General features: G+C 65.4%; 11 protein-coding genes. 8 read left to right on the top strand and 3 right to left on the bottom strand.

From position 1 onward, the window contains the following. Window positions 1-32: 32 nt before the first annotated feature. From hisS to ACT7DK_RS13985, 5 genes are all read left to right on the top strand, one after another. On the top strand, window positions 33-1,310 hold the full coding sequence (hisS, locus tag ACT7DK_RS14005; RefSeq protein WP_445400163.1) for a histidine--tRNA ligase: 1,278 nt from the start codon (window positions 33-35) through the stop codon (window positions 1,308-1,310). Next, window positions 1,311-1,955 (top strand): YfgM family protein, encoded by a 645-nt coding sequence (locus ACT7DK_RS14000; RefSeq protein ID WP_445400161.1) that lies wholly within the window; start codon window positions 1,311-1,313, stop codon window positions 1,953-1,955. Between the two features lie 2 nt (window positions 1,956-1,957). Continuing rightward, on the top strand, window positions 1,958-3,130 hold the full coding sequence (gene bamB / locus ACT7DK_RS13995; protein WP_445400159.1) for an outer membrane protein assembly factor BamB: 1,173 nt from the start codon (window positions 1,958-1,960) through the stop codon (window positions 3,128-3,130). A 77-nt stretch (window positions 3,131-3,207) separates the two neighbouring features. Next, window positions 3,208-4,719 carry a ribosome biogenesis GTPase Der gene (gene der, locus ACT7DK_RS13990; protein WP_445400157.1) on the top strand — a complete coding sequence of 504 codons (1,512 nt, stop codon included), beginning with the start codon at window positions 3,208-3,210 and terminating at the stop codon, window positions 4,717-4,719. A 132-nt stretch (window positions 4,720-4,851) separates the two neighbouring features. Continuing rightward, window positions 4,852-5,292, top strand: coding sequence for a universal stress protein (locus ACT7DK_RS13985; protein WP_094039825.1), 441 nt, complete (start codon window positions 4,852-4,854; stop codon window positions 5,290-5,292). A gap of 38 nt (window positions 5,293-5,330) precedes the next feature. On the opposite strand, the gene ACT7DK_RS13980 is transcribed toward ACT7DK_RS13985, so the two are convergent. After that, on the bottom strand, window positions 5,331-5,474 hold the full coding sequence (locus ACT7DK_RS13980) for a hypothetical protein (protein ID WP_176442045.1): 144 nt from the start codon (window positions 5,472-5,474) through the stop codon (window positions 5,331-5,333). Between the two features lie 95 nt (window positions 5,475-5,569). Beyond that, window positions 5,570-6,985, bottom strand: coding sequence for a membrane-bound lytic murein transglycosylase MltF (gene mltF / locus ACT7DK_RS13975; protein WP_232513312.1), 1,416 nt, complete (start codon window positions 6,983-6,985; stop codon window positions 5,570-5,572). 192 nt (window positions 6,986-7,177) lie between these two features. Between mltF and purL the strand changes: the two genes are divergently transcribed. Then, window positions 7,178-11,068, top strand: coding sequence for a phosphoribosylformylglycinamidine synthase (gene purL / locus ACT7DK_RS13970; RefSeq protein ID WP_445400153.1), 3,891 nt, complete (start codon window positions 7,178-7,180; stop codon window positions 11,066-11,068). 177 nt (window positions 11,069-11,245) lie between these two features. Then, on the top strand, window positions 11,246-12,985 hold the full coding sequence (locus ACT7DK_RS13965; protein WP_445400151.1) for a putative bifunctional diguanylate cyclase/phosphodiesterase: 1,740 nt from the start codon (window positions 11,246-11,248) through the stop codon (window positions 12,983-12,985). Window positions 12,986-13,007: 22 nt separating this feature from the next. On the opposite strand, the gene ACT7DK_RS13960 is transcribed toward ACT7DK_RS13965, so the two are convergent. Then, window positions 13,008-13,553, bottom strand: a complete 546-nt coding sequence (locus ACT7DK_RS13960) for a DUF1439 domain-containing protein (protein ID WP_445400149.1) — start codon at window positions 13,551-13,553, stop codon at window positions 13,008-13,010. Between the two features lie 75 nt (window positions 13,554-13,628). Between ACT7DK_RS13960 and cls the strand changes: the two genes are divergently transcribed. Beyond that, window positions 13,629-15,086, top strand: a complete 1,458-nt coding sequence (gene cls, locus ACT7DK_RS13955; protein WP_445400147.1) for a cardiolipin synthase — start codon at window positions 13,629-13,631, stop codon at window positions 15,084-15,086. The last annotated feature ends 210 nt before the right edge of the window (window positions 15,087-15,296 follow it).

The raw sequence follows: 15,296 nt of genomic DNA, 5'->3' as shown, positions 1-15,296 counted from the left end.
TCCTTCAAGTTTCAAGAACAGAGATAGTTGTTGTGGCCAAACAGATTCAAGCAATTCGTGGAATGAACGACTGCCTGCCGGAACAGACCCCGGCCTGGCAACAGGCGGAGGCGGTGCTGCGCAACACCATGAGCGCCTACGGCTATGCGGAGATCCGCCTGCCCATCATGGAAGTCACCGGGCTGTTCCAGCGGGCCATCGGCGAAGTGACCGACGTGGTCGAGAAGGAGATGTACACCTTCGAGGATCGCAGCGGCGACAGCCTGACCCTGAGGCCCGAAGGCACCGCCGGTTGCGTGCGCGCCGGTATCGAGCACGGCCTGCTCTACAACCAGGAGCGACGCATGTGGTACATGGGCCCCATGTTCCGCTACGAGCGGCCGCAGAAGGGCCGCTATCGCCAGTTCCACCAGTTCGGGGTGGAAGTGTTCGGCCTGCAGGGCCCTGATATCGACGCCGAGCTCATCATGCTCACCGCCCGCCTGTGGAAGGCGCTGGGAGTGAGCGAGCACGTCACCCTGCAGCTCAACAGCCTGGGCGCTCCCGAAGAGCGTGCCGCCTACCGGGACGCCCTGGTGGCCTACCTGGAGCAGCACCGGGAGCGCCTCGACGAGGATTGCCGCCGGCGCATGTACACCAACCCGCTGCGGGTACTGGACAGCAAGAACCCCGAGGTACAGGCGCTGCTGGCGGATGCCCCTGTGTTGTCCGACTACTTCGGCGAGCAGACCCGGGCCCACTTCGCGGGACTGCAGGCCCTGCTCACCGCCGCCGGTATCGGCTTCGAGCTCAACCCCCGCCTGGTGCGCGGCCTGGACTACTACAACCTGACGGTGTTCGAGTGGGTCACCGAGAGCCTGGGTGCCCAGGGCACCGTCTGCGGCGGCGGACGCTATGACGGCCTGGTGGAGCAACTGGGCGGCCAGGCCACGCCGGCGGTGGGCTTTGCCATGGGCATGGAGCGGCTGGTGCTGCTGCTGGAGACATTGCAGCGGGTGGCGCCCCAGCCGGCCCTGGCCGACGTCTATGTGGCGGCGGCGGGCGAGGGTGCCCAGGCGGCGGGCTTCGCCCTGGCCGAGCGGCTGCGGGATCAACTGCCCGGGTGGCGGGTGATGAGCCATTGCGGCGGCGGCAATTTCAAGAAACAGCTCAAGCGCGCCGACAAGAGCGGCGCCGCCATCGCCCTGATCCTGGGCGAAGAGGAAATCGCCCGGGGCGAGGTGACGGTGAAGTATTTACGCGGCCAGGGCGAGCAGCAGACCCTGGCTCTGGATGAAGTCATCGAACAGCTCAAACAAAAGGGGATCTGAGTGGATATCTACAGCACTGAAGAACAACAACTGGATGCCCTCAAGCGCTGGTGGCAGGAATACGGCAAGGCGATCGTTCTGGGTATGGTATTGGGCCTGGGCGGGCTGTTCGGCTGGCGTTATTACCAGAGCTACCAGTTGGAGACCCGTTCGGCCGGGGCCGAGGCCTTCGAGCAGGTCAGTCAGCGTCTGGCCAGCCGGGGCAGTGCCGCCTTCGCCGAGACGGCCGCTTTCGTCGAGCAGAACAAAGGGACCAACTACGGCGAGCTGGCGGCCCTGTTGCTGGCCGCCGAAGCGGTACGGGCCAACGATCTGACCCTGGCCCGGCAGCAGCTGGAGCTGGCCCTGGCCGGCACCCAGGATGTGGTGCTTGCCGACACCATCAACCTGCGCCTGGCTCGGGTACTGCTGGCCCAGAACGAGGCGGCGGCGGCCCAGGCCCGTCTCGACCAGGTGCAGGGCGAGGCCTTCGCCGCCCTCAAAAGCGAGGTGCAGGGCGATCTCTTCCTCGCCCAGGAGCAGCCCGACGCGGCCCGCGACGCCTATCGGGCGGCGCTGGACGCGGGGGGCCTGGCCGACAACCCCGGCCTGCAGCTCAAGCTCGATCATCTGGCGGTTGCCACCGAACTCGGCGATGAGGAATGACCATGGCTAATCACCTGATGCGGATGCTGCCCCTGGTGCTGGGGCTCGGTCTGGCAGCCTGCTCCAGCCAGGAGCCGGTGGCACCAATCAGTCCCTTGCCGGAGATCAGTAACGCCTTCGAGGCCAAGCCCCGCTGGTCGACGTCGGTCGGCGATGGAGTCGGCGACTTCTATTCCCAGCTGCGACCCGTGGTGGAGGGGGAACGCATCTTCGCCGCCTCGCGGGACGGGGTGCTGGCCGCCTATGACCGGAGCAGCGGCGAGCGTCAGTGGCAGGTTCGGCTCGACAAGCTCGAGATCAACGAGAACCAGCGCAGTCCCCGCATTTCCGGCGGCCTGACCGCCGCCTACGGCAACCTCTATTTCGGCTCCGAGAACGGCATCGTCTACGCCGTGTCCCAGGCCGATGGCGAGGTGCGCTGGACCCGGGATGTTCCCGGTGAGGTACTGGCGGCGCCGGCGGTGGACGAGGGCAAGGTGGTGGTGCATACCAGCGCCGGTAATCTGGTGGCGTTGGACTCCGACAGCGGCGAGCCCCGGTGGCTGCTGCGTAACGAGCAACCCAGCCTGACCCTGCGCAGCATGTCGACCCCGGTCACCGCCGGTGGTGCCGTGCTCTACGGCCGGGCCGACGGCCGGTTGGGTATAGTGTTGCTGGCCAATGGCCAACCGGTGCGCGATACCCGCATCGCCAGCCCGCGGGGGGCCACCGAGCTGGAGCGGATGGTGGACGTAGCGGCCCGGCCGGTGATTCTGGGCGATATCCTGTTCGCTATCGCCTATAATGGCCAACTGACCGCCCACCAGCTCATTTCGGGACAGGAACTGTGGAAGCGCCAATATCAGGGCTCGCGGGATCTGAGCACCGACGGCGGCCGGCTTTTCATCAGTGACAGCCGTAGCCATCTGTTCGCGGTGGATGCCCGCAGCGGCATGGAGCTGTGGTCCAACACCGAGCTGGAAAACCGCCAACTGACTGCTCCGGCGGTGTTCGGTGATTACCTGGTGGTCGGGGATGCCGAGGGCTACCTGTACTGGCTGGATCGGCAGAGCGGCGTGCTCAAGTCGTTGCAACGCATCGACAGCAAGGGGCTCTACACCGCCCCCATCGTGGCCGGCGACACCCTTTACGTGCAAAGCCGCAGCGGCGATCTGGTGGCCATCGGCCAGCCCTGATCCCCCCGGCGGAGAATGGCACCACCGGCTCCTGATCCCGGATCAGGAGCCGTTATTGCTTTTTGGAGACTGTGTTTATGATGCCTGTAGTGGCTCTGGTGGGCCGCCCCAATGTGGGTAAATCCACCCTCTTTAATCGACTGACCCGAACCCGGGATGCCCTGGTGGCGGATTTTCCCGGCCTGACCCGTGATCGCAAGTATGGCCAGGCCAGGGTGGGCGAGCTGGAGTTCATCGTGGTCGACACCGGCGGTATCGACGGCAGCGAGGAAGGCATCGAGCTGAAGATGGCCGAGCAGTCCCTGGCCGCCATCGACGAAGCGGACGTGGTGCTGTTCATGGTCGACGCCCGGGCCGGCCTGACGGTGGCCGACGAAGCCATCGCCAACCACCTGCGCCGCTGCGAGAAAAAGACCCTGCTGGTGGCCAACAAGACCGACGGCATCGACGCCGACTCGGCGGTGAGCGAGTTCTACCTGCTCGGCCTGGGCGACATCCACCAGATCGCCGCCGCCCACGGTCGCGGCGTGCTGAGCCTGCTGGAAACCGCCCTGGCGCCCCAGCTGGAAGCCCTGGCGGCAGAGCGGGAAGCGGTGGAGGCCGATGAGGCCGATGAGGCCGACGGCGAGGCGCTGGAGTTTGACGAGCAGGAGCTCGCCGAGGCCATGGAAGCCCTCGACGAACTGGAAGACGAAGAGGCCACGCCCTTCGAGGATCTGCCGATCAAGCTGGCCATCGTCGGCCGGCCCAACGTGGGCAAGTCCACCCTCACCAACCGCATCCTCGGCGAGGAGCGGGTGGTGGTGTACGACATGCCCGGCACCACCCGGGACTCGGTCTATATCCCCATGCAGCGGGACGAGCGGGACTTCATCCTGATCGACACCGCCGGGGTGCGCCGGCGCGGCAAGGTGCACGAGGCGGTGGAAAAGTTCTCGGTGATCAAGACCCTGCAGGCCATCGAGGACGCCAACGTGGTGCTGCTGGTGCTGGACGCCCGGGAAGGCATCTCCGATCAGGATCTCAGCCTGCTCGGCTTCGTGCTCAACGCCGGCCGCAGCATCGTCATCGCGGTCAACAAGTGGGACGGCCTCAGCCAGGAGGTGAAGGACGACATCAAGCGCGAGCTGGATCGGCGCCTCGGCTTTATCGACTTCGCCCGTCTGCACTTTATTTCGGCCCTGCACGGCAGCGGCGTGGGCAACCTGTTCGGCTCCGTGGTCGAGGCCTACGAGTCCGCCACCAAGCGGGTGAGCACCTCCATGCTGACCCGCATCATGCAGATGGCCCAGGACGACCATCAGCCGCCCCTGGTGCGCGGCCGTCGGGTCAAGCTGAAGTACGCCCACGCCGGCGGCTACAACCCGCCACGCATCATAGTGCACGGCAACCAGGTCAAGGATCTGCCGGACTCCTACAAGCGTTACCTGATCAACTACTTCCGCCGCTCCCTGCAGATCATGGGCACGCCCATCCGGGTGGAGTTCCAGGAAGGGGACAACCCCTACGCCGGCGTCAAGAACAAGCTGACGGCGACCCAGTTACGCAAGCGCAAGCGGTTGATGAAATTCATCAAGAAAAAATCCTGACCCCAGAACGCCGGCATTGCCGGCGTTCTGCTTTGTTGTCGCTGCCCTGAGCTGGATCACGCCTCGTCCGGGGTTCTGGTCTAGGCTGAATACGGGGCCGCCGGGGCGGCGTCAGGTCAAGGAGAAACGATAATGTACAAATCACTGCTGGTCGCCGTGGATGGTTCCAAATACGGCAAGAAAGCGCTGGAGCTGGCCGCCTACCTGGCCTGCCAGGACGATGCCAGCCTCCATATAGTGCATGTTCCCGAGGTGTTGTCCCACGATGCCACCCTGGTGTGGGGGATTGGGGCGGTGTCCATCGAGGCTGGACGCCAGGAGCTGGAGGAGGCGGGCCGGAAGGTCATGGCACGGGCGGAAGAGCAGGCCCGTGCATTGGGCGTCAAGCACCTGCAGACTCATTTGGTTCAGGGAGAGCCGGCCCGTGCCATCATTCGCACGGCCGAGGAGCTGGGCGTCGATGTCATCGTCATCGGCAGCCGAGGGCTCGGCGATCTGGCCGGCCTGGTGATGGGCAGCATTTCCCACAAGGTGACCCACAGTGCCAAGTGCGGCGTGATCACGGTGCGTTGAGGGGCTGTCCCCGCCAGCCCGCTGGCGGGGGGCGGGAATTATTCGGCGGTGGCCTGGGTCAGAAAATAGGCGTTATTGCGGCGCAGTATCTTGCGGCGAAGATCCTGCATCAATATCTTGCGCCGGGGCGACCAACCGGCCGGCTTGCGCTGTTTCAACAAGGCGCGTCTGCGTTTCAACATGGTGGATTCCCCTTCACAAAACTCGTCTGACAAGACGATGTTGCATTGCTTCACTTGATAGCAGTTTGCCATGCTCGAGTAAAGTGACATTCCGGTTAAAGTGGTGGAACTGTCGACGGGCTCTCACGCTGGGCCGTGGTCAGCCCCGGATCCGTGCCGGGTGCGTGCAGCCACTGCAGGCTCTGGTAGTACTGGCGCACGTTGTTGACGAACTTCTGCGCCTCCCGCCCCCGGGCATAGCCGTAGCGGGTCTGGCTGTGCCAGCGCGGCTGGTGCAGCAGCGGCAGGTTCTCCTTGACCTGGCTCCAGGAGTTCGGATCCTGCTCCCTCATCTTGGTCAGCCGGCGCACGTCCAGCACATGGCCCAGGCCCAGGTTGTAGGCGGCCAGCGCAAACCAGATCCGTTCATCCTCCGGTATGGCCTCCGGCAGCCGGCCCATCAGCGACGCCAGGTACTGGGCGCCGCCGCGGATGCTCTGCTCCGGATCCAGCCGATCCTCCACCCCGAGCTGGCGGGCGGTGTCCTCGGTCAGCATCATCATGCCGCGCACCCCGGTGTAGGAACGGGCCCTGGGGTCCCAGTGGGACTCCTGGTAGCTCACCGCCGCCAGCAGGCGCCAGTCCAGCTCGCCGGCATGGCGCTCGAACAGGGGCTGGTAGCGGGGCAGCAGATCCTCGGCCCGGCGCAGGAAGGTGCGGGTGTCCACATAGTCGAAGTCCTGCACATGGCCGAAGTACTTTTCGTTCAGCCGGGCCAGGGTGCCGGCCTGTTGCTGCTCGTTGAAAAAGCTCAGCATCTTGCCGAGCAGGCTGTCGTCGTCGCGCCGGTCGATGACCCAGGCCACCGGCTGGGGATCGCCCAGGCTGAAGGCCGCCTCCACATTGGGGTAGTAGCGTTGGGTGCGGGCCAGCAGGGTATCCTCCACCAGGGTGTGGGCGGCGCGCCCTTCCGCCACCTGGCGTAGCAGATCCTCCGCATCCGCATCCCGTCGCGTTTCCCAGTTCAGTTCGGGCAACTGCTGTTGCAGCCCATGCAACCATTCGGCCTGGCTGGAGCCGGCCAGCACCCGGATGTCGCCCGCTATCTGTTCGGGCTCCTTGGGCCGGGGCTGGCCCTTGCGGTAGACCAGGGTCTGGGCCACTTCGTAGTAACTGGGCCCGAAACGATAGTGCTGGCGGCGCAGGGGTGTACTGGTGAGGCCCGCGGCCAGCATGTCGACCTTGCCGCCGTCGAGCAGGGCGAAGAGGTCGTCCAGGTTGTAGGCCGGAACCATCCGAAGCTCGACGCCCAGGCTGTCGGCGAACAGCCGGGCCAGTTCGTAATCCAGGCCTTCCTGCTGCTCGTCGCGCAGGAAATAGTAGAGGGGATGGTAGAGGGTGCCGACCCTGAGTTCACCGCGGGCCTGGATCTGGGCCTGCTGGGTCTTGGGCTGGGACTCGGCCTCGCAGCCGGCCAGGGTCAGCAGGCCGAACAGCAGGGTGACTTTGGAAAGGCTAACAATACGGCGCAACAGCGAATCCTCATTCTGGGCAACCGACATTTTATAGCAGAAGTCGACTTCTTCGTCAGGTAATTGCCGGTATCGGCGGCGTCAGGCCCAGGACAAGGCTCGGGAAATCGGCGTCGACAGGGCAGGGGTGTAAACCTATAATACCGCCAATTTCTCAACCCCCCATTCACTCACGCTTTGAGAATAGCCACTATGGAAATACTGAGAGGCTCGCCGGCCTTATCCGGTTTCAGGACCCAGGCCCTGGTTCGCCGTGCCCAGGAGCAGAACCTGCCCCTGCTGGGAGTCGAAACCGAGTATGTGCACTTTGTCGCGCTGAACGCCAACCTCGAGGGCGACAGCCGACAAACCCTGAGCCAGCTGCTCGACAGCCCCGCTCAGGGCATCACCCCGGCCGCCGGCAGCCTGCTGGTCCTGGTTACCCCCCGTCCCGGCACCCTTTCCCCCTGGTCCAGCAAGGCCACCGACATCGCCCGCAACTGCGGCCTGGGCCAGGTCAAGCGCATCGAGCGCGGCATCGCCTATTACCTGAGCTTCGAGCGTGAGCCTTCGGCCGTTGAGCTCGGCGCCATCAAGGGCCTGCTGCACGACCGCATGACCGAAACGACCCTCGACAGCCTGGACGCCGCCGCCTGCCTGTTCGTGGAGGCCGAGCCGGCGCCCCTGACCAGCGTGGACATCCTCGCCGGCGGCCGCGCCGCCCTGGCCGAGGCCAACCAGCGCATGGGCCTGGCCCTGGCGGAAGACGAAATCGACTACCTTTATGAAGGCTTCAGCGGCCTGGGGCGCAACCCCAACGACATCGAACTCTACATGTTCGCCCAGGCCAACTCCGAGCACTGCCGGCACAAGATTTTCAACGCCGACTGGACCATAGACGGCATCGAGCAGCCCAAGTCCCTGTTCAAGATGATCAAGAACACCTTCGAGCAGGTGCCCGATCATGTGCTGTCCGCCTACAAGGACAACGCCGCCGTCATGGTGGGCTCGCCCGCCGGTCGCTTCTTCCCCAGCCCCAACTCCGGCGAGTACCTCTACCACCAGGAAGACATCCATATCCTGATGAAGGTGGAAACCCACAACCACCCCACCGCCATCTCCCCCTACCCGGGCGCCGCCACCGGCTCCGGCGGCGAGATCCGCGACGAGGGCGCCACCGGCCGCGGCTCCAAGCCCAAGGCGGGTTTGGTGGGCTTCAGCGTGTCCAACCTCCGGATCCCGGGTTACCAGCGCCCCTGGGAACAGGATTTCGGCAAGCCCGAGCGCATCGTCAGTGCCCTCGACATCATGATCGACGGCCCCCTGGGCGGCGCCGCCTTCAACAACGAATTCGGCCGTCCGGCCCTGCTCGGCTACTTCCGTACCTACGAGGAGCAGGTATCCAGCTTCAACGGCGAGGAAGTGCGCGGCTACCACAAGCCGATCATGATCGCCGGCGGCCTCGGCAACATCCGCGCCGAGCACGTGCAGAAGGGTGAGATCACCGTCGGCGCCAGGCTGGTGGTGCTGGGTGGCCCGGCCATGAACATCGGCCTGGGCGGCGGTGCCGCTTCCAGCATGGCTTCCGGCCAGTCCAGCGAGGATCTGGACTTCGCCTCGGTGCAGCGGGACAACCCCGAGATGGAGCGGCGCTGCCAGGAAGTGATCGATCGCTGCTGGGCCCTGGGCGACGCCAACCCCATCCAGTTCATCCACGACGTGGGCGCGGGCGGCCTGTCCAACGCCATGCCCGAGCTGGTCAACGACGGCGGCCGCGGCGGCCGTTTCGAACTGCGCAATATCCCCAACGACGAACCGGGCATGAGCCCGCTGCAGATCTGGTGCAACGAATCCCAGGAGCGCTACGTGCTGTCGGTGGCCGCCGACCGCCTGGCCGAGTTCGAGGCCATCTGCCGCCGGGAGCGCGCGCCCTTCGCGGTGATCGGCGAGGCCACCGCCGAGCCGCACCTCAGCCTGCACGACAGCCACTTCGACAACCAGCCCATCGACATGCCGCTCAACGTGCTGCTGGGCAAGCCGCCCAAGATGCAGCGGGACGTGGAAAGCCGTACCCACCACAGCCCGGCCCTGGATCTGCACGGCATCAACCTGAAGGAAGCGGCCGAGCGGGTGCTGACCCTGCCCACCGTGGCCGACAAGGGCTTCCTGATCACCATCGGTGACCGCACCGTCACCGGCCTGGTGGCCCGGGATCAGATGGTGGGCCCCTGGCAGGTGCCGGTGGCCGACTGTGCCGTCACCGCCGCCGCCTTCGACACCTACGCCGGCGAGGCCATGTCCATGGGTGAGCGCGCCCCGGTGGCCCTGCTCGACTTCGCCGCCTCCGCCCGCCTGGCGGTGGCCGAGGCCATCACCAACATCGCCGCCACCGACATCGGCGAGCTCAAGCGCATCAAGCTGTCCGCCAACTGGATGTCCGCCGCCGGCCACCCGGGCGAGGACGCCGGCCTGTACGAAGCCGTCAAGGCGGTGGGCGAGGAGCTGTGCCCTGTGCTCGGCCTGACCATACCGGTGGGCAAGGACTCCATGTCCATGAAGACCCGCTGGCAGCAGGACGGCGAGGATAGGACGGTCACCGCGCCCCTGTCGCTGGTGATCTCCGCCTTCGCCCGGGTCAACGACGTGCGCGCCACCGTCACCCCCTGGCTGCGCAGCGACCAGGGCGAGACCGACCTGATCCTGGTGGATCTGGGCAACGGCAAGAACCGCCTGGGCGCCTCCGCCCTGGCCCAGGTCTATCGCCAGTTGGGCGACAAGCCCGCCGACCTGGACAACCCCGAGCAGCTCAAGGGCTTCTTCTACGCCATCCAGGCGCTGCTGGCCGAGCGCAAGCTGCTGGCCTACCACGACAAGGGCGACGGCGGCCTGTTCGTCACCCTGGCGGAGATGGCCTTCGCCGGCAAGACCGGCCTCGACGTCGAGCTGGATCTGCTCGGCGCCGATCGGCTGGCGGCCCTGTTTAACGAAGAGCTGGGCGCCGTGCTGCAGGTGCGCCGCGAAGACAAGGAAGCGGTGCTCACCTGCCTGGCCGGCCACGGCCTGGCCGCCTGCAGCCACGTCATCGGTCACCTCAACCAGGACGACAGCCTGCGCTTCTTCTTCGCCGGCGAGGAAATCTACGCCCAGCCCCGCGCCGAGCTGCGCCGGCTGTGGTCCGAGACCAGCTACCGCATGCAGGCCCTGCGCGACAACCCCGAGTGCGCCCTGTCCGAGTTCGACGCCAAGCAGGATGCCACCGACCCCGGCCTGTCGGTGTCGCTCAGCTTCGATCCGAAGGAAGACATCGCCGCGCCCTTTATCGCCAAGGGCGTGCATCCCAAGATGGCGATACTGCGCGAGCAGGGCGTCAACTCCCATGTGGAGATGGCGGCCGCCTTCGACCGGGCCGGTTTCACCGCCATCGACGTGCACATGAGCGATCTGCAGAGCGGCCGCCACCGGCTGGACGAGTTCGCCGGCCTGGTGGCCTGTGGCGGCTTCTCCTACGGTGACGTGCTGGGCGCCGGCGGCGGCTGGGCCAAGAGCATACTGTTCAACGAGGCGCTGCGTGCCCAGTTCGAGGCCTTCTTCGCCCGTCCCGACAGCTTCGCCCTGGGGGTGTGCAACGGTTGCCAGATGCTGTCCCGGCTGCGGGATCTGATCCCCGGCGCCGCCCACTGGCCGGACTTCGTGCGCAACGCCTCCGAGCGTTTCGAGGCCCGTTTCAGCCTGGTGGAAGTGCAGGACTCGCCCAGCCTGTTCCTGGCGGGCATGGCCGGCTCGCGCCTGCCCATCGCCGTGTCCCACGGCGAAGGCCGGGTACAGCCGCTGCGCGCCGATATCGCCGCCATCGAGGCGAGCGGTACCGTGGCGCTGCGCTATGTGGACAACCATGGCCAGGCCACCGAGCGCTATCCGTTCAACCCCAACGGCTCCGCCAACGGCATCACCGGCCTGTCCAGCGAGGACGGCCGGGTGACCATCATGATGCCGCACCCGGAGCGGGTGTTCCGCACCGTGGCCAACTCCTGGCATCCGGACGGCTGGGGCGAGGATGGCGGCTGGATGCGCATCTTCCGCAACGCCCGCAAAAACCTCGGCTAGATCGCAAATCGAATCCGGTGTTTCAAGCCCGCAGCAATGCGGGCTTTTTATTTTTCATATGAGTCTATATGATGGAGGCGCCCGAAAAATAACCAGCTGGATCAAGCGTCAAAACCAAAAAAATAAAGGGCGATGAACAGAGCGAATCTCATTCATTCAACCATATAGAGCACGGACATGGACCACAGCGATTTGTTATGGGCAACACCGACGGATCTGCACCAGACCAGCCTGGACGGCTTGCGGGAGCTGGCCAACTCCTCCCTCAACCTGGCCCGGCAGATCATGCAGCATACCCGGGAAGGCATAGTGGTAATGGATCCGCGGGGGCGGGTGATCGGCGTCAATCCGGCCTTCTGCCGGCTCAGCGAGCTGGACGCGGCGGATATCGAAGGCCGCCATATCACCAATATCAACCATGATCTGCACGAGCGCCGCTACTACCGCCAGATCTGGCAGCGCCTGCTGCAGCAAGGGCACTGGCAGGGAGAGGTGCAGCACCATACCCGGCAGGGACGGCTGGCCACCCACTGGCTGATGCTGCACCTGCTGCGCGACGGCCGGGGGCGGGTCAGCCATATCATCGGCATCCTCGACGACATCAGCCGGCTCAAGCAGTCGGAGGAAAAGCTCAGCTACCTGGCTCACCACGATGCCCTCACCGGCACCGCCAACCGCAGCTTCCTGCTGAGCTGGTTCAACAAGGTACGGCTGTCATTGGACGAGGGCGAGCAACTGGCCCTGCTCTTTATCGATCTCGATCGCTTCAAGCCAATCAACGACAGCTTCGGCCACGGGGTGGGGGACCAGGTGCTCAAGGCCCTGGCCGGCCGTCTGCTGGCCCGGGTGGATGCCAACGAGCTGGTGGCCCGCATCGGCGGCGACGAGTTTGTCATGATATGGCGGGGGCGGCTCAGCACCGGCGAACTGCTGGCCAAGGCGGAGCAGTTGCTGGAAGAGCTGGAAGCCCCGGTGCTGGTGGGCGAGTATGAACTGAGCGTGGGGGCCAGCATCGGGGTCAGCCTCTATCCCGAGCACGGGCTGGAAATCGAGACCCTGCTGCGCTACGCCGATACCGCCATGTACGAGGCCAAGACGTTCAGCAGTGCCAAGGTGTGCCTGTTCGACAGCGCCCAGTTTGCCCGCCTGGAACAGCAACATCGTCTGGCCGGCGAGTTCCGCCTGGCGATAGAGCGCCGGCAGCTGTTTCTGGAGTACCAGCCCAAGCTGGAGCTGAGCTCACGGCGCCTGCTCAGCCTGGAGGCGCTGCTGCGCTGGCGCCATCCGGAATTGGGGGTGCTCTACCCGGATCAGTTCCTGCCCGCGGCCAAGGATGCCGGCCTGCTGTGCCGGCTGGCGGACTGGGTGTTCGGCGAGGCGGCGCGGCAATACCGTTGCTGGCGGGAGCAGGGCGGCTGGCAGGGGCGGGTCAGCATCAACCTGAACGGGCTGGAGCTGGAGCAGCACAGGGCCGCCCAGTTGCTCGACATCTTCGCCCGCGAACGGGTCAGCCCGAGCGACTTTATCCTGGAGCTGCGCAGCGACTTCATCATGCGCCGCAGCGAGTCGCTGATGGGCGCCCTGCACGCCTTCCGCAGCGCCGGCATGGCGGTCTACCTCGACAACGTGGGGGAGGGCCGGCTCAGCTTCAGCAAGCTGCGACAGTTGCCCATCGACGGCATCAAGATAGACCGCAGCCTGCTGTCGGATCACTTCGATCCCCTGGATCGGTCGGTGATCCGCTCCCTGCTGCTGTTGTCCCAGACCCTGGGGATAGAGGTGGTGGCCTGCGGGGTGGAAACCGCCGAGCAGATGCAGTTCCTGCACCAGCACGGCTGCAGCTCGGTGCAGGGGCAACTGCTGGCCGCCCCCATGAGTGTCGGGCAGTTGGAGGGCTTCTACCGCACCGCCCACTAGGGCCCGCATTAGTCCACGACGCCTAATCCAGGCCATGCAGGGAGAGGCGGCCCGGCGCCAACTCCAGGCCCAGCACCCGCTCCTTCAACTGGCGCTGCAGCGGATCGCTGTCGTCCAGTACATAGACCGGATACTGGGACAGGTAGCCGGCCACGCCCTGCAGCAGCATCGGCAGCATGAAACCGGCCTGGGGGGAGCTGCCGTCCTCGTTCAGCCGATAGCTGAGCAGCTCGAACTCCTCCAGGTAGAGGGCGCCCTGCTCGCTGTCGTAACGGGGGCGGGCGCTGAAGTCGCCGCTGATGTCCCAATGGTAGCGATTCTGCCCCTGGCTGACCGCAATGAGGCCCCGGCCCGATACCCGGGCCTTGTCCGCTTCCTGCCGGCCCAGCTCGACCTCGAGCCCCTGCAGTTTGATCCCCGCCGACAGCCAGTCCCCCAGGGTGAGCGGGAACTCCCGCCCGAGCTGACGGTTGAGCTCGGCATTCAGCTGTTGCTCGGTGATGGTCAGGGTCTGGGCAGCGGCAAAACTACTTATCCCAAAAGTCATTAAAAAAAGTATAATTTTCATAAGCCTATATCTCTGTCTGGATTTGCTGCACCAGAGACAGTCTGCACCGCACCGCTTTAGAGGAGCAAGGCATTTTTGAGTGACTACATCTATACCGTCTTGGGCTGGCTGTTGTTTCTCGCCCATACCAGCCTGGTGATAGGGGTGACCCTGAGGGTCATCATGAAGCGTCGGGCGGTGGGGGTGTCCCTGGCCTGGCTGGCGCTGATTTACGCCATTCCCATCCTGGGCGTGGCCGCCTATATACTCTTTGGCGAGGTGCGGTTGGGCCGCAAGCGGGCGGAGCGGGCCAAGTCCATGTACCGGCCCTATGCGGACTGGATCAACGTGTTGGTGTCCCGCTTTCCCGGTCAGCGTTTCGAGGTGAGCGATCCGGTCAGGCCCATCTACGAGCTGGTCAAGGCTCGGCTCAACATGCCGATGCTGACTGGCAACGGCATGCTGCTGTTGCAGCGACCGGAGGAGATACTGGCGGCGATGCAGGCGGACATCTGCGCCGCGCGCAGTTCCTGCTACCTGGAGTTCTATATCTGGTACCCGGGGGGGCTCGCCGACGAGGTGGCCTATGCCCTGATGGATGCGGCCCGACGGGGGCTGGACTGCCGGTTGCTGCTGGATTCGGTGGGCAGCGCCGATTTCTTCCGCAGCCGCTGGCCCAAACGGCTGCGGGAGGCGGGGGTCAAGGTGGTGGAGGTGCTGCCGGTGGGGGCTCTGCGGGTGCTGTTCGAGCGTCAGGATCTGCGCATGCACCGCAAGCTGGCGGTGATCGACGACGAGGTGGCCTACACCGGCTCCATGAACCTGGTGGATCCGGCCTGTTTCAAGCAGGACGCGGGGGTGGGCCAGTGGGTGGACATCATGCTGCGCATCCGCGGTCCCATAGTGCCCATCATCTGGTCTCTGTTCGTATGGGATTGGGAGATGGAAACCGGCGAGCGTCTGCTGGAGCAGCTCGAGTACCATCCCATCAGTTGCCTGGACAACCAGCTCAAGCTGCAGCTGTTGCCTTCCGGCCCCTTCATGGGCGGCGACGCCATCGCCCAGAGTCTGCTAACCGCGGTCTACCAGGCCCGACGGCGGTTGGTGCTGATCACCCCCTACTTCGTGCCGGACGATCCCCTGGTGGCGGCCCTGTGCTCGGCGGCGGATCGGGGCGTGGAGGTGCAGCTGGTGCTGCCGGCCAGAAACGACTCGCGCATGGTCAACCACGCCTGCAACGCCTTTTTCGACGAATTGCTGCAGGCGGGGGTGGAGATCCACCTCTATGCCGCCGGCCTGCTGCATACCAAGTGCGTGCTGGTGGATCACCAGTTCGCCCTGGTGGGCACGGTCAACCTGGACAAGCGCAGCCTGTGGCTGAACTTCGAGATGACACTGCTGGTGGACGACGGCCAGGTGATGGGCGAGCTGCTGCGGCTGGCGGATGATTACCTGAGCGATGCCCGGCCCCTGTCCTGGCTGGAATGGCGCAAGCGCCCGTTGCGCAAGCGAGTGGCGGAGAACCTCTTCTACCTGCTGAGCCCGCTGCTGTAGCCTGAAGCGAGAAGCTGGAGGCTTGAAGCCGCCCGGCGTTGTATAACGATAAGGCGTCATCGTCCGGCGTCGAGCCGATCTGTGAAAATAAAAATGGCGCTGCATTGCAGCGCCGAGTTTCATTTTGCTTCCAGCTTCCAGCTTCCAGCTTCCAGCTTCCAGCTTCCAGCTTCCAGCTTCCAGCTTCCAGCTTCCAGCTTCCAGCTTCCA

The organism is Zobellella sp. An-6, from assembly GCF_052487945.1.
This window is presented reverse-complemented; position numbering and strand designations above follow the sequence as displayed.

Coding starts and splice junctions, on each gene's coding strand:
- bamB (WP_445400159.1), top strand. CDS start 1,958: ATGGCTAATCACCTGATGCGGATGCTGCCCCTGGTGCTGGGGCTCGGT.
- der (WP_445400157.1), top strand. CDS start 3,208: ATGATGCCTGTAGTGGCTCTGGTGGGCCGCCCCAATGTGGGTAAATCC.
- ACT7DK_RS13985 (WP_094039825.1), top strand. CDS start 4,852: ATGTACAAATCACTGCTGGTCGCCGTGGATGGTTCCAAATACGGCAAG.
- ACT7DK_RS13980 (WP_176442045.1), bottom strand. CDS start 5,474: ATGTTGAAACGCAGACGCGCCTTGTTGAAACAGCGCAAGCCGGCCGGT.
- purL (WP_445400153.1), top strand. CDS start 7,178: ATGGAAATACTGAGAGGCTCGCCGGCCTTATCCGGTTTCAGGACCCAG.
- ACT7DK_RS13965 (WP_445400151.1), top strand. CDS start 11,246: ATGGACCACAGCGATTTGTTATGGGCAACACCGACGGATCTGCACCAG.
- ACT7DK_RS13960 (WP_445400149.1), bottom strand. CDS start 13,553: ATGAAAATTATACTTTTTTTAATGACTTTTGGGATAAGTAGTTTTGCC.